Source organism: Streptomyces showdoensis (assembly GCF_039535475.1).
Taxonomy (GTDB): domain Bacteria; phylum Actinomycetota; class Actinomycetes; order Streptomycetales; family Streptomycetaceae; genus Streptomyces; species Streptomyces showdoensis.
In genome coordinates, this window is record NZ_BAAAXG010000026.1 from 4,140,445 (window position 1) to 4,153,654 (window position 13,210).

11 protein-coding genes are annotated in these 13,210 nt (G+C 74.0%); 7 read left to right on the forward strand and 4 right to left on the reverse strand.

The features are described 5' to 3' along the window. The first annotated feature begins 6 nt into the window (after positions 1 to 6). Entirely contained in the window at positions 7 to 1,464 is a 1,458-nt protein-coding gene (locus tag ABD981_RS31990; RefSeq protein ID WP_046910679.1) for a purine-cytosine permease family protein, read from the forward strand. On the opposite strand, the gene ABD981_RS31995 is transcribed toward ABD981_RS31990, so the two are convergent. The 3 genes from ABD981_RS31995 to ABD981_RS32005 form a co-directional block, all read right to left on the reverse strand. Beyond that, entirely contained in the window at positions 1,445 to 2,143 is a 699-nt protein-coding gene (locus ABD981_RS31995) for a gamma-glutamyl-gamma-aminobutyrate hydrolase family protein (RefSeq protein WP_046910680.1), read from the reverse strand. The two genes, ABD981_RS31990 and ABD981_RS31995, sit on opposite strands and share 20 nt — an antisense overlap. A 52-nt stretch (positions 2,144 to 2,195) precedes the next feature. Continuing rightward, on the reverse strand, positions 2,196 to 3,647 hold the full coding sequence (eat, locus tag ABD981_RS32000; protein WP_046910681.1) for an ethanolamine permease: 1,452 nt from the start codon (positions 3,645 to 3,647) through the stop codon (positions 2,196 to 2,198). Between the two features lie 117 nt (positions 3,648 to 3,764). Further along, a complete protein-coding gene (locus tag ABD981_RS32005) occupies positions 3,765 to 4,493 on the reverse strand; it encodes a FadR/GntR family transcriptional regulator (protein ID WP_046910682.1) in 729 nt (242 codons plus the stop codon). A gap of 78 nt (positions 4,494 to 4,571) precedes the next feature. Here ABD981_RS32005 and ABD981_RS32010 point away from each other — a divergent pair, with 78 nt between their 5' ends. From ABD981_RS32010 to ABD981_RS32025, 4 genes are all read left to right on the forward strand, one after another. Beyond that, positions 4,572 to 5,936, forward strand: coding sequence for a glutamine synthetase family protein (locus ABD981_RS32010; RefSeq protein WP_046910683.1), 1,365 nt, complete (start codon positions 4,572 to 4,574; stop codon positions 5,934 to 5,936). A gap of 8 nt (positions 5,937 to 5,944) precedes the next feature. Continuing rightward, the gene (locus ABD981_RS32015; RefSeq protein WP_205628268.1) at positions 5,945 to 7,315 is read left to right on the forward strand and encodes an aldehyde dehydrogenase family protein; all 1,371 of its coding nucleotides are present in this window, start codon (positions 5,945 to 5,947) and stop codon (positions 7,313 to 7,315) included. Beyond that, positions 7,312 to 8,097 carry a 3-oxoacyl-ACP reductase gene (locus ABD981_RS32020; protein WP_046910685.1) on the forward strand — a complete coding sequence of 262 codons (786 nt, stop codon included), beginning with the start codon at positions 7,312 to 7,314 and terminating at the stop codon, positions 8,095 to 8,097. Before ABD981_RS32015 ends, ABD981_RS32020 begins: the two co-directional genes overlap by 4 nt. 650 nt (positions 8,098 to 8,747) lie before the next feature. Next, the gene (locus ABD981_RS32025; RefSeq protein WP_345530446.1) at positions 8,748 to 9,446 is read left to right on the forward strand and encodes a haloacid dehalogenase-like hydrolase; all 699 of its coding nucleotides are present in this window, start codon (positions 8,748 to 8,750) and stop codon (positions 9,444 to 9,446) included. 7 nt (positions 9,447 to 9,453) lie between these two features. On the opposite strand, the gene ABD981_RS32030 is transcribed toward ABD981_RS32025, so the two are convergent. Next, the gene (locus ABD981_RS32030) at positions 9,454 to 10,656 is read right to left on the reverse strand and encodes an amino acid deaminase/aldolase (protein ID WP_046910687.1); all 1,203 of its coding nucleotides are present in this window, start codon (positions 10,654 to 10,656) and stop codon (positions 9,454 to 9,456) included. A 123-nt stretch (positions 10,657 to 10,779) separates the two neighbouring features. On the opposite strand from ABD981_RS32030, the gene ABD981_RS32035 reads away from it, so the two are divergent. Next, positions 10,780 to 12,027: a hypothetical protein gene (locus tag ABD981_RS32035; protein WP_345530447.1), complete on the forward strand. Its 1,248-nt coding sequence runs from the start codon at positions 10,780 to 10,782 to the stop codon at positions 12,025 to 12,027. Further along, a complete protein-coding gene (gene mycP, locus ABD981_RS32040) occupies positions 12,024 to 13,193 on the forward strand; it encodes a type VII secretion-associated serine protease mycosin (RefSeq protein ID WP_046912393.1) in 1,170 nt (389 codons plus the stop codon). Before ABD981_RS32035 ends, mycP begins: the two co-directional genes overlap by 4 nt. The last annotated feature ends 17 nt before the right edge of the window (positions 13,194 to 13,210 follow it).

The window sequence follows — 13,210 nt, forward strand, 5'->3', positions numbered from 1 at the left end:
GGCCGCATGGCTTCCACGTTCCCCGAACCGCGCGCCAGCGCCCCCGCCGCGCAGTCGGCCACGGACCGGCCCACCAGGATCGAGTCCCACGGCATCGACCACATCCCCGACGGCGAGCGTCACGGGCGCCCGAGCGAGCTCTTCGCGGTCTGGGCCGCGGCCAACGTGAACTACCTCAGCCTGGTCATCGGCGGCGCCCTCGTCCTGATGGGGCTCAGCCTCGTGCAGGCCCTCGTGGTGATCGTCGTGGGCAACGCGTTCTGGCTGCTGACGGGCGTGCTCGCCGTCTCCGGGCCCGCCGCCGGCGCGCCCAGCGAGGTGATCACCCGGGCCATGTACGGCGTGCGCGGCAACCGCGTGAACAACGCCGTCACCGGCTGGATGATCTCGGTCTGCTACTTCGCCCTGAACCTGGCCGCCGCGGGCGGCGCCGCCTTCGCCCTGGTGGAGAAGACCGGCCTGCACGCGAACACCGGCGTCAAGATCGTCGTGGTCCTGGCCATCGCCGCCGCCACGCTCGCCATCGGCGTCTACGGCCACGCCCTGATCATCCGGCTCTACCTGCCGATCACCATCGCGCTCACCGCCGCCTTCGGCGTCGTCGGCTACGCGGTGCTGCGCCACGCGGACTTCGGCTACGTGCCGGACGCCCCGCTGAGAGGCGTCGGCCTGTGGGCCACCGTGATCGGCGGCGTCACGCTCATCGCCGCGGGCCCGCTCTCGTACACGACCAGCGCCGACTTCTCCCGCTACCTGCCGGCCACCACCTCGAAGCGGGCCGTCGTCGGGTGGACCGCGCTCGGCGGCTTCCTGCCCAGCGTCCTGGTCTGCTCGCTCGGCGCCCTCGCCGCGACCGTCGTGGACATGACCGACCCGCAGGCGGCCCTGCAGACCATTCTGCCGGGCTGGTTCACCCCGGTCTTCCTGCTCTCGCTGGTGCTCGGCACGATCGCCATCAACGCGATGACCGCCTACAGCGCGGGCCTCGCCCTGCAGGCGGTCGGACTCCGGATCCGGCGCTCCCTCAGCGTGCTCGCCGACGGCACCGTCGCCGTCGCCCTCACCCTCTACGCGCTGCTCGTCTCCAACTTCCTGGACACCGTCAGCAACGTCCTGGAGCTCACCGTCATCCTGCTGGGCCCCGCCATGACCGTCTACGCCGTCGACATCCTGCTGCGCCGCAACCGCTACGACGGCCGCGCGCTCATGGACGAGACCCGCGACAGCGCCTTCTGGTACGCGGCGGGCGTCAACCCGGCCGGTGCCCTGGCCGTGGTCGGCGGGGCCGTCGCCGCGGCGCTCTGCGTGAACACCGCGTACACCGGCCCCGTCGCCCACGCCCTCGGGGGAGTGGACCTCTCGCTGCCCGCCGGGATGACGGTGGCGGCGCTCCTCTACGCCGTCCTCATGCGGGGCAGGACGCCCGCGGTCCAGGCGGCCCCGGCTACTCCCGCCCGCGGCTAGCCGCCGCGACCAGCTCCCGCATCACCCGCAGGTCCTCGCCCATCTCCGGGTGCCACTGCACGCCGAGCGCCCAGGCGGGGGCGGCCAGTTCGATCGCCTCGACCGTGCCGTCCGCCGCGTGGGCCGAGGCGGTCAGCCCCTTGCCGAGGACCTCGACGCACTGGTGGTGGTAGGTCGGCACCTCGGCCCGCTCGGGGACCACGGACGCGTACAGGGTGCCGGGCACCGGCTCGACCGGGTGGCTGCCCATCACGCCGACCGCCTCCGTGTGGCCGTCCAGGTGCTGGACGAGCGTGCCGCCGAGGGCCACGTTGAGCAGCTGCATGCCCCGGCAGATGCCGAGCAGCGGGGTGCCGGCGGCCAGGGCGGCGTCGATCAGGGCCAGCTCCCAGCCGTCCCGCGCCCGGGCGGGCGGGCCGGTACGGGGGTCGGGCTCGGCCCCGTACCGGACCGGCTCGACGTCGGCGCCGCCCGCGACCACCAGGCCGTCGAGCCGCGCCACCGCCTCCGCCGCGGCCGACGGGTCGTCCGGCGGCAGCATCACCGCGAGGCCGCCGCTCGCCTGCACGAGGCGCGGGTAGGCGGCCGGCAGCAGCGCGGCCGGCAGGTCCCACACCCCCCAACGGGCCTGGTCCAGATAGGTCGTCACACCGATGAGCGGCTTGGGGGGCGTGGGCATGGGCTCCTCTTCCGGTACGGATTCCAGGTCGGCGTCGGCCTCGGCCGGCGCCTCAGCGTTCGAGTTCCGCCTCGGCCGCCGCCAGCGCGGCGAACTCCTCCTCCGGCGCCTTCGCCACCAGGTGGTGGCGACTGTAGAACGCGAAGTAGGCGAGGGCGATCACATAGACCCCGAGGGCGATGAGGGCCGCGTCCTTGTCGACCAGGAAGGTCGCCACGAGCGCCGAGAGCGCCAGGACGAAGGCCACCGAGGAGGTGACCACCCCGCCCGGGGTGCGGTAGGGCCGGGCGAGCCCCGGCTCGCGACGGCGCAGCACGATGTGCGAGAGCGCCATCAGGGCGTACGAGATGGTGGCGCCGAACACCGCGATGTTCAGCATGCGCGCGCCGTTCCCGGTGCCCGCGGCGAGGGCGAAGCCGAGGGCGCCCGGGATGAGCAGCCCCAGGTAGGGGGACTTGCGGCGGCTGGTGAGCGAGAGGAAGCGGGGCAGGTAGCCGGCCCGGGAGAGGGCGAAGAGCTGGCGTGAGCCCGCGTAGATGAGGGAGAAGAAGGAGGCGACCAGGCCCGCGAGTCCCGCGTAGTTGACGAAGCGGCTGAGCGCGGTCGGCTCCCCGTCGCCCTGGAGCGCCACCACCAGCGGGTTGCCCGCCTCCTGGATCGCGGCCGAACCGCGCGCCCCGGTGGCCGCGAAGAAGGTCACCACCGCGAGCAGCACCAGGATGCCCATCGACAGGGCGAGCGCCCTCGGCATGGAGCGCACCGGGTCCTTGGCCTCCTCGGCGGCCAGCGGCACGCCCTCGACGCCGAGGAAGAACCACATGCCGAAGGGGAACGCGGCCCAGATCCCGAGGAGCCCGAACGGCAGCCAGGAGTTGGCGCCGACGGCCCCCTCGTCGACCGGGATGTCGTTCAGGCCGTCGACGTGGAAGTCACTGAGCGCGCCGAGCGCGAAGACCAGCAGCGCCGCCACCGCGACCGCGGTCACGATCAGGCTGAAGCGCAGCGCCTCGCCCACGCCCCACAGGTGGATGCCGATGAAGAGCGCGAAGCAGACGAGGTAGACCGGCCACCCCGACTCCAGGCCGAAGAGGCCGAGGGACTCGACGTAGTCGCCGATGAAGATGGAGATGGCGGCGGGCGCGAGGACGTACTCGATGAGGATCGCGGTGCCGGTGAGGAAGCCGCCCCAGGTGCCGAGCGCCCGCCGGGCGAAGCCGTAGCCGCCGCCGGCGGTGGGCAGGATGGCGGAGAGTTCGGCGAGCGAGAAGACGAGGCACGCGTACATCGCGCCCATCAGTACGGTCGCGATGGCCAGGCCGCCGAAGCCGCCCTTGGAGAGGCCGATGTTCCAGCCCGAGAAGTCGCCGGAGACGACGTAGGCGACGCCGAGCCCGGTGAGCAGCAGCCAGCCGGCGCTGCCGCGGCGCAGGGTGCGCCGCTCCAGATAGTCGTCGGTGGTGTTTCCTGTGGTGCCTTTGGTGCCTGAGGTGTCTTCCAGCGTCATGGCAGCGGTCAGCTCCCCGCAAGGGTCCCAATGGATTGGTGCCATACCTTTGCGTCGGGCGAGTGGGCAGCGCAAGTCCCCTGCGTTACTTTCCGGTTACGTGGCCGCCGAGACCCGTCAGGTCAGGAAGCCCCGCAGCAGGGCCGCCGTCCCCCCGCAGTGCTCCCGCATCACCTCGCGCGCCGCGTCCGCGTCCCCGTCGAGCACCGCCTCCACCAGCGCGGTGTGCTGGTGCTGCGAGTGCTCCAGGTTGCGCACGAGCAGCGGGATGCAGTCGAGCAGGTCGTTGACGGTCGCCCGCACCGCCGCGTACTGCGCGGTCAGCGTCGGCGAACCGGACAGCTCGGCGAGCGTGAGGTGGAGCAGGGTGTCCTGGCGCCGGTAGTCGCCGAGCGGGGCGTCGTGGGTGGCGGCCAGCGCCGTGCGCAGCCGCTCGGCACCCTCGTCGTCCAGGCCGTGGGCGGCGCAGAGCCCCGCCGCGCCGACCTCCAGGACCTCGCGGAAGCGCAGCGTGTCCTCCACGTCGACGGCCGCGATCCGGCGCCGCAGCTCCGCCTCGTCGGCGGTCTGCGGGCGCCGCAGCACGAAGGTGCCGCCGTACCGCCCGCGCCGGCTCTCCACCAGGCCCTGCTCCTGCAGCACCTTCAGGACCTCGCGCAGGGTGACCCGGCTGATCCCCATCCGGTCCGCCAGCTCCCGCTCGGCCGGCAGGCGCTCGCCGCCGGGCACCAGGCCGAGCCGGACGATCTGCAGGATCTGCTCCAGTGCCTCCTCGAAGCCGTTCCCCGCGCGCACCGGCCGCAGCACCGGCGTCAACCGGTCGGTCGATTCATTCGTCTGGGCCACCTCGCCGTTTCCCCTTCCCAAGCAATGGTCCTGAGCAATACCTTATGGCTCCCGGCAGGCCCAAGGAGGAGTAATCCCGTGGCAGACCGCAAACCCCCGCTCGCCGTCGACGAGCTCCGTGCCCTCGTCGCGAGCGGCGAGATCGACACCGTCGTCCTGGCCTTCCCCGACATGCAGGGACGGCTCCAGGGCAAGCGGTTCGCCGCACCGTTCTTCCTGGACGAGGTCCTCGGCCACGGCACCGAGGGCTGCAACTATCTTCTGGCCGTCGACACCGAGATGAACACCGTCGACGGCTACGAGATGTCGTCCTGGGACCGCGGCTACGGCGACTTCGCCATGCACCCCGACCTCTCCACCCTGCGCCGCGTGCCCTGGAACGAGGGCACCGCGATGGTCATGGCCGACCTCGCCTGGAACGACCGCAGCCCGGTCGTCGCCGCCCCCCGGCAGATCCTGCGCCGCCAGCTCGACCGCCTCGCCGCCCACGGCTTCACCGCCCACGTCGGCACGGAGCTCGAGTTCATCGTCTTCAAGGACACCTACGAGCAGGCCTGGGACGCGAACTACCGCGGCCTCACCCCCGTCAACCAGTACAACATCGACTACTCCGTCCTGGGGACCGGACGCATCGAACCCCTCCTGCGCCGCATCCGCAACGAGATGGCCGGCGCCGGGCTCACCGTCGAGTCCGCCAAGGGCGAGTGCAACCCCGGCCAGCACGAGATCGCCTTCAAGTACGACGAGGCCCTGGTCACCTGCGACCAGCACGCCGTCTACAAGACGGGCGCCAAGGAGATCGCCGCCCAGGAGGGCTGCTCGCTCACCTTCATGGCCAAGTACAACGAGCGCGAGGGCAACTCCTGCCACATCCACCTCTCGCTCCAGAACGCCGAGGGCGTCAACGTCATGGCGGGCGACGGACCCGACGGCATGTCGGACGTCATGCGCCACTTCCTCGCCGGACAGCTGGCCGCCCTGCGCGACTTCTCCCTCCTCTACGCCCCCAACATCAACTCCTACAAGCGGTTCCAGCCGGGCTCCTTCGCCCCCACCGCCGTCGCCTGGGGCTTCGACAACCGCACCTGCGCGCTGCGGATCGTCGGCCACGGCCGCTCGACCCGCTTCGAGAACCGCCTCCCCGGCGGCGACGTCAACCCCTACCTCGCCGTCGCCGGCCTCGTCGCCGCCGGACTGCACGGCATCGAGCAGGGCCTGGAGCTCCCGGACGCCTGTACCGGCAACGCGTACGCCGGCGGCTACGAGCACGTCCCCACCACCCTGCGCGAGGCCGCCGAACTCTGGGAGAACAGCGAGATCGCCAAGGCCGCCTTCGGCCCCGAGGTCGTCGCCCACTACCGCAACATGGCCCGCGTCGAACTCGACGCCTACGACGCCGCCATCACCGACTGGGAACTGCGCCGCTCCTTCGAACGCATGTGAGGAAAGACTTGCTCCAGGTACTGAACCCGGCGACCGAGGAGGTCGTCGCCACCGTCCCCGCCGCCACCCCGGCCGACGTGGACGCCGCCGTCACCCGCGCCACCGCCGCCCAGCGCTCCTGGGCCGCCGCCGCCCCCGCCGAGCGGGCCCGGATCCTGCGCCGCTTCGCCTCCGTCGTCGACTCCCACGTCGAGGAGCTCGCCCTCCTGGAGGTCCGCGAGGCCGGCCACACCCTCGGCAACGCCCGCTGGGAGGCCGGCAACGTCCGCGACCTGCTCGACTACGCGGCCGGGGGAGTGGAACGCCTGAACGGGCGCCAGATCCCGGTCCCCGGCGGCCTCGACGTCACCATCCTCGAACCCCTCGGGGTCGTCGGCGTCATCGCGCCCTGGAACTTCCCCATGCCGATCGCCGCCTGGGCCACCGCCCCCGCCCTCGCCGCGGGCAACGCCGTGATCCTCAAGCCGGCCGAGACCACCCCGCTCACCGCGCTGCGGCTCGCCGAGCTCGCCCTGGAGGCCGGGGTCCCCGAGGGGCTCTTCCAGGTCCTCCCCGGTGAGGGCCCGGTCGCCGGGAACGCGCTCGTCGAGCACCCCGGCGTCGCCAAGATCGTCTTCACCGGCTCCACCCGGGTCGGCAAGTCGATCATGGCCAGCTGCGCCGACCGGGTGAAGCGGCTCACCCTCGAACTCGGCGGCAAGAGCCCCAACATCGTCTTCGCCGACGCGGACCTGGAGGCCGCGGCGGCGGCCACCCCGATGTCCTTCCTCGACAACAGCGGCCAGGACTGCTGCGCCCGCACCCGCATCCTGGTCCAGCGCAGCGCGTACGACCGCTTCCTGGAGCTCCTCACCCCCGCGATCGAGGAGATCGTCGTCGGCGACCCCCTCGACGAGCGCACCCAGATGGGCCCGCTCATCTCCCGCGCCCAGCTCGACCGGGTCCGCGGTCACGTGGAAGGCGCCGGCGCCGCCGAGGCCATCCGCGGCAAGGCCCCCGAGGGTCCCGGCTTCTGGTTCCCGCCCACCGTCCTGACCGGCCTCCCGGAGGACGCCCCCTGCGCCGTCGAGGAGGTCTTCGGCCCCGTCGCCGTCGTCCTCCCCTTCGAGGACGAGGCCGACGCGATCCGCCTCGCCAACGCCACCGAGTACGGCCTGTCCGGCTCGATCTGGACCCGCGACGTCGGCCGCGCCCTGCGCGCCTCCCGCGCCGTCCGGGCCGGCAACCTCTCCGTCAACTCCCACTCCAGCGTCCGCTACTGGACCCCGTTCGGCGGCTTCCGCCAGTCCGGGCTCGGCCGTGAACTGGGACCCGACGCCCTGACCGCCTTCACCGAAACCAAGAACGTCTTCATCAGCACGGAGGGCCCCGCACTGTGAGCACCGAAGAGACCATCTGCCGCCGCCTCGTCGGCCGTACCGCCGTCATCACCGGAGCCGGCAGCGGCATCGGCCTCGCCACCGCCCGCCGCTTCGCCTCCGAGGGCGCCAACGTCGTCTGCGGCGACATCGACGAGCGGGCCGGCAAGGCCGCCGCCGAGGAGGTCGGCGGCATCTTCGTCAAGGTCGACGTCACCGACCCGGAGGAGGTCGAGGCGCTGTTCAAGACCGCCTTCGACACCTACGGCTCCGTCGACATCGCCTTCAACAACGCCGGCATCTCGCCCCCCGACGACGACTCCATCCTGGAGACCGGCCTGGAGGCCTGGAAGCGCGTCCAGGACGTCAACCTGACCTCGGTCTACCTCTGCTGCAAGGCCGCCCTGCCCTACATGCGGCGCCAGGGCAAGGGCTCCATCATCAACACCGCCTCCTTCGTCGCCATCATGGGCGCGGCCACCAGCCAGATCTCGTACACCGCCTCCAAGGGCGGCGTGCTCGCCATGTCCCGCGAACTCGGCGTCCAGTTCGCCCGCGAGGGCATCCGGGTCAACGCCCTCTGCCCCGGGCCCGTCAACACCCCGCTGCTCCAGGAGCTGTTCGCCAAGGACCCGGAGCGCGCCGCGCGCCGCCTGGTGCACATCCCCGTCGGCCGCTTCGCCGAGGCCGAGGAGATCGCCGCCGCCGTCGCCTTCCTCGCCAGCGACGACTCCTCCTTCATCAACGCCAGCGACTTCCTCGTCGACGGCGGCATCTCCGGCGCGTACGTGACCCCGCTCTAAGCGTTCACCCCGCATCCATCCCCCCGACAGCCGGGCGTCGCAAGGCGCCCGGCTGTCGTGCGTACATCCATGGAGAGTGTTCATGACCAACAAGCTCCGCACCCCCGCCGTCGCGGCCGCCCTCGCCCTCGCCGCGACCGGCCTGCTCCCCGCCACGGCCGCCCAGGCCACCCCCCGCGAGCACCGCCAGACCCGCGACTGCGCCGGCCTCACCGTCTCCGAGGGCTGGTACGGCGACAACAAGGCCCGCCTCGACCGCCTGATGGCCGACCACTGCCGCACGAAGGGCGACAAGCCGGTCGCCGTCTTCGACTGGGACAACACCGTCATCAAGAACGACGTCGGCGACGCCACCTTCTACTGGCTGCTCCGCAACGACCGCATCCGGACCCCGCGCCACGGCGACTGGAGCACCACCAGCCGCTACCTCACCCCCCGAGGCCGCCACCGCCCTCGGCGAGGCCTGCCCCGCCGGCGTCCGCACCCTGCCCACCGCCACCGACACGGACTGCGCCGACCAGCTCCTCTCCGTCTACGGCAACGGCACCACCACCGGCGGGAAGAAGGCGTTCGACGGCTACGACCACCGCCGCATCGAGCCGCAGTACGCCTGGCTCGCCCAGCTCCTGCACGGCTGGACCACCCGCCAGGTGCGCTCCTTCGCCGCCGCCGCCCGCGCCGAGAACCTCGCCGCCCCGCAGGGCGCCACCCAGCAGGTCGGCAGCTCCAAGGTCACCGGCTGGGTCCGCTACTACGACCAGCAGCGCGACCTCATCCGCGCCCTCAAGGCCTCCGGCTTCGACGTGTGGATCGTCTCGGCCTCGCCCGAGCCCGTCGTCGACGTGTGGGCCCGGGGCGTCGGCGTCGAGGCCGACCGCGCCCTCGGCATCCGCAACACCACCGAACACGGCCGCCTCACCAGCCACCTCAAGGGCTGCGGCGGCGTCCGCGACGGCGAGGACCGGATGATCACCTACATCGACGGCAAGCGCTGCTGGATCAACCAGGAGATCTTCGGCGTCCGCGGCCCCGCCGCCGAACGCGTCCAGCCCGCCGACCGCCGCCAGGTCTTCGCCGCCGGCGACTCCGACACGGACATCTCCTTCCTGCGCGACGCCACCGGCCTGCGGCTCGTCCTCAACCGCAATAAGAACGAACTGATGTGCCGGGCCTACGACAACGGCGACGGCCGCTGGCTCGTCAACCCCATGTTCATCGAGCCCAAGAAGCGGAAGACCGCCGCGTACCCCTGCGCCACCACCGGCTACACGGCCCCCGACGGCACCGCCGCACCGGTCCGCCGCACCGACGGCAGCATCGTGCCGGACCAGCAGGACACCGTGTACTGAGCCGCCGCTAGAGGAAGGTCCGGCCCTCGCCCCGGTACGTCGGGACGGCGGCCGTGACCCGGTCGCCCTCCACCAGGTGCAGGGTGTCGAACCGCTCGCACAGCTCGCCGGCCTTCGCGTGCCGGAACCAGACCTTGTCGCCGATCCGCAGATCGTCGGCCGGCGAGCCCAGCAGCGGCGTCTGCACCTCGCCCGCACCTTCCTGCGGGTCGTAGCGCAGCCCCTCCGGCAGGTACGGGACGGGCAGCCGGTCCGCCCCCGCGACCCCCGACGCCGGGTAGCCGCCGCCGAGCACCGTCACCGCGCCCACGCCCGGACGGCGGACCACCGGCAGCGCGAACAGCGCCGCCGGACGCCCCGAGAACGACGAGTAGTTGTCGAACAGGCGCGGCTGGAACAGCCCCGAACCCGCCGCGATCTCCGTCACCGCGTCCTCGGCCGCCGTGTGCTGCACACTGCCCGTGCCGCCGCCGTTGACGAACTCCAGATCCGGGGCCACCGCCCGCACCGCCCGGACCACCGCCGCCCGGCGGGCCGCCAGCTCCCTGCGCGCCGCCGACTGCATCAGCCGGACCGCCCGCGAGCGCAGCGGCCGCCCGGCCACCGCGTCCCCGACCCCCGCCACATGTCCCTCGTACGCCATCAGACCCACCAGGCGGAACCCCGGGCGGCGCACCACCGAACGGGCCAGCTCCGCCAGTTCGGCCGGCTCCCGCAGCGGCGAGCGGCGCGCCCCGAACCGCACACGGCCGCCCAGCAGGTGCAGCGAGGTGTCCAGCTCCAGACAGACCCGCACCTCCTCGGTGCCGCCGGCCCGCGCCGCGTCGATCAGATCCAGCTGGGCCACGTCGTCGACCATCACCGTCACCGCGGCGGCCAGCTTCGCATCGCCCGCCAGCTCCCCGTACCCGGCCCGGTCCGCCGACGGATAGGCCAGCAGCACGTCCTCGATCCCGGCCCTGGCCAGCCACAGCGACTCGGCGAGCGTGAAGGACATCACCCCGGCGAACCCGTCCCGCGCCAGCACCCGCTCGATCAGCGCCCGGCACCGCACCGACTTGCTCGCCACCCGGACCGGCTTCCCGCCGGCCCGGCGCACGAGATCCGCGGCATTGGCGTCGAAGGCCTCCAGGTCGACGAGGGCGACGGGCGCGTCGAGCGAGGCGGTGGCCCGGTCGTAGCGGGCGCGGTCGGCCGCACGGGGAGTCATGGCCCGAGCTTGCCAGACGGGTTTGCGCGGGGGTAGCCCCTGGGTTCCCGCCCCGGGGGCCACAGCCCGTAGAGTGGCCGCCGTCGCTGTGACGGAACGACCAGGGGTACCAGGGGGACGGGGATGAGCACCGAGCCGCAGCGCCCCGCGTCCCGCATCACCGACGCCCTCCTCCCGCCGGAGCGCCCCACCACCCCGCAGCCCCCGGCCCCCGGCGCACCCCGGCGCCCCGCCCCCGGCGCACCGCAGCCCTCGACCGCCGTCGCACCCCGGCCCCCGGCCCCGGCGGCCACCGCGCCGCCGACTCCGCCGCGCCCGGCAGCGACCCCCGCGCCCCGGGCCACCCCCGGGCGGCTCCCCGCGAACGCGCCCGAGGCCACCCCCGCGCGCCCGCCCCGTCCCGCGGCGGCGCCCGCCGCGCCGCCCCAGGCCCCGCCGCGCCCGTCGGCCGCCCCCGCCCAGCCGCTGCCCGCCGTCGAGACCACCACCCGGCTCCGCCCGGTCCGCGACGCCCGGACCGTCCCGGCCCCCGCCCGCCCGGTCGTCGCCCCGCACCCGTACGGCGTCGACCGCTGGGCCCTGCCCGACGAGACGCCCGCCGAGACCACCACCCGGCTGCGGCCCGTCCAGGAGCGGCGTCCCGGCCGCGTCCTGGCCGCCGCCGGCTGCGCCGTCCTCGGGCTCGGACTGGTCGGCGGCGCCCTCGCCGGAGCGCTCCTCGCCGAGAGCGGGGCGGGCGAGCCCGCCGAGCCGCCGGGCTACTCCCAGGCCAAGGGCATCTGGCACGACGCCCCCGTCGACACCCTCTTCCCGCGCACCCTCTCCGGCCCCGCCGCCGGACCCGGCGGCGCCGCCCGCACCTGGACCCGGATCGTCGTCGCCCCCGACGCGCCCTGCACCGCCGCCGTCCTCCCCAAGGGCCTGCTCGCCGCCCTGAAGGTGCCCGGCTGCGAGCGCGTGCTGCGCGCCACGTACACCGACGCCACCTCCTCCCACGTCACCACCGTCGCCCTGGTCTTCACCCAGGCCGACCCCGCCACCATGCGCACCCTCGGCTCCCGCGCCGAGGACGACGCGCCGCCCGCCCTCAAGGCCCCCGCCACCGTCGCCGCCGGGTTCGGCGACCTCCAGCGGGCCAGCTGGTGGCGGCACGTGCTGCCCGACCTCCCCGTCGTCGTCACCTCCGTCTCCGGCTTCGCCGATGGCCGCGCCGTCGCCGAGGCCGAGCCCGCCACCCGCGCGATGACCGCCAAGCGCACCACCGCCGTCGCCCAGGCCGGCCTCGGCCACGAGGCCAAGGGCGTCGGCGACGGCGTCGAACGCGCCCTGCGCAAGGCCGTCGCCGCCACCCTCAAGGAAGGCGACCGGTGACCCGCCGCACCCGTACCGCGGCCGCCGCCCTCCTCGCCGCCGCCTTCGCCGTGCTGCCCGCGACCACCACGCCCGCGTACGCCGACACCATCCGCGCCCGCCAGTGGGGCCTCGACGCCCTGCACACCTCCCGCGCCTGGGAGACCACCCGCGGCGAGGGCGTCACCGTCGCCGTCCTCGACACCGGCGTCGACGCGAGCCACCCCGACCTGGAGGGCTCCGTCCTCCCCGGCACCGACCTCGTCGGCTTCGGCGCCTCCCGCGGCGACCGCGCCTGGGCCCGCCACGGCACCGCCATGGCCGGCATCATCGCCGGACACGGCCACGGGAGCGACGCCCAGGACGGCGTCCTCGGCGTCGCGCCGAAGGTGCGGATCCTGCCCGTACGCGTGATCCTCGAAGGCACCGACAAGGCCCGCGACAAGGCCCGCAAGACCCGCGGCACCGCCCTCGCCGAGGGCATCCGCTGGGCCGCCGACCACGGCGCCGACGTCATCAACCTCTCCCTCGGCGACGACTCCGAGTCCGCCCACCCCGACGCCGGCGAGGACTCCGCCGTCCAGTACGCCCTCGCCAAGGGCGTCTCCGTCGTCGCCTCCGCCGGCAACGGCGGCGAGAAGGGCGACCACATCTCGTTCCCCGCCGCCTACCCCGGCGTCATCGCCGTGACCGCCGTCGACCGCTACGGCACCCACGCCTCCTTCTCCACCAGCCGCTGGTACGCCACCGTCAGCGCGCCCGGCGTCGACATCGTCATCGCCGACCCGGACCGCCGCTACTACGAGGGCTGGGGCACCAGCGCCGCCGCCGCGTTCGTCTCCGGCGCCGTCGCCCTGGTCCGCGCCGCCCACCCCGACCTCACCCCCGCCCAGGTCAAGCGGCTCCTCGTCGACACCGCCCGCAACCGCCCCAAGGGCGGCCGCAGCGACCAGAAGGGGTACGGCACCGTCGACCCGGCCGCCGCCATCGAGGCCGGGGGCGCGCTCAAGGGCGCCGACCCCAAGGCCGCCGTGGCCGGTTACGGCGGGCAGTACTTCGGCCCCGGCCCCCAGGCCGAACCCGAGGAGGGCCGCCCGATCGGCCTGCTCGCGCCCATCGCCGGAGGGATCGGCGTCCTGCTGCTGGCCGCCTCCGTCGCCCTGTGGCGGGGCAGCCGCAGCCGCTGACGGCCCGGCGGTTAGGC

Excerpts from the sequence above, each read along its gene's own strand:
- ABD981_RS31990 (WP_046910679.1), top strand. The coding sequence starts at position 7 with ATGGCTTCCACGTTCCCCGAACCGCGCGCCAGCGCCCCCGCCGCGCAG.
- ABD981_RS31995 (WP_046910680.1), bottom strand. The coding sequence starts at position 2,143 with ATGCCCACGCCCCCCAAGCCGCTCATCGGTGTGACGACCTATCTGGAC.
- eat (WP_046910681.1), bottom strand. The coding sequence starts at position 3,647 with ATGACGCTGGAAGACACCTCAGGCACCAAAGGCACCACAGGAAACACC.
- ABD981_RS32030 (WP_046910687.1), bottom strand. The coding sequence starts at position 10,656 with ATGACTCCCCGTGCGGCCGACCGCGCCCGCTACGACCGGGCCACCGCC.
- ABD981_RS32035 (WP_345530447.1), top strand. The coding sequence starts at position 10,780 with ATGAGCACCGAGCCGCAGCGCCCCGCGTCCCGCATCACCGACGCCCTC.